We start from the raw sequence: 660 nt of genomic DNA on the forward strand, positions 1-660 counted from the left end.
GTTAGTCAGGTGTTTTCGTTTCTGGCACCAAAGCCTGCTATCGCAAACACCGGTGGAAACAGCGTCGACTCCCCGAACAACAGCCTGACGGGCCAGACCAACACCGCTCGTGTTTACAAAGCAAAGCCTGATATTTACGGACAGGTTCGCTCTTTCCCGGATTTGATACAGGAATCAATTTTTGAATACGTCAGGCAGAGCGATATCGACGGAGGATTGAAATACGTCACTGAATGGATGTGCGTAGGTATCGGAACCTACGATTATTCATCTGTTCGTTATTCTGAGTCCAGTCTGGGGTCGCTTGCCGGCGCGTCATTTCAGTTTTACCAGCCAGGTGAGGTGATACCTGAGATTGTAGAAGGTTACGGCTTTGATGATGTCGATGGACAGGAAGTTCCAGGACAGAATGAGGCAAGCAACTTCCCTGTTGAGAGCGCAACAGCTAACACCATTGTGAGCGGTACATACTCCGGTGGACAGATAGCGATGAAAATTGTGAAACAGGCTGAGTTTGAATACTTTATCGGTCTTGCTCTTCCGCACGCTGTCACTTTCACAATAAGCGTAACTTATCCAACGCCGACCGGAGATATAACAAAAGACGCCACATTTGCTGGCACACTTATCAGTGCATCAGAGTCTGATGACGGTTCCTTG

General features: G+C 48.3%; 1 pseudogene. It reads left to right on the top strand.

The window, feature by feature from the left end:
- A pseudogene (locus WFK85_RS23395) lies at window positions 1–660 on the top strand (phage tail protein); the annotation flags it as partial.

This window comes from Cedecea sp. VD22 (assembly GCF_037150195.1).
Lineage (GTDB): Bacteria > Pseudomonadota > Gammaproteobacteria > Enterobacterales > Enterobacteriaceae > Cedecea.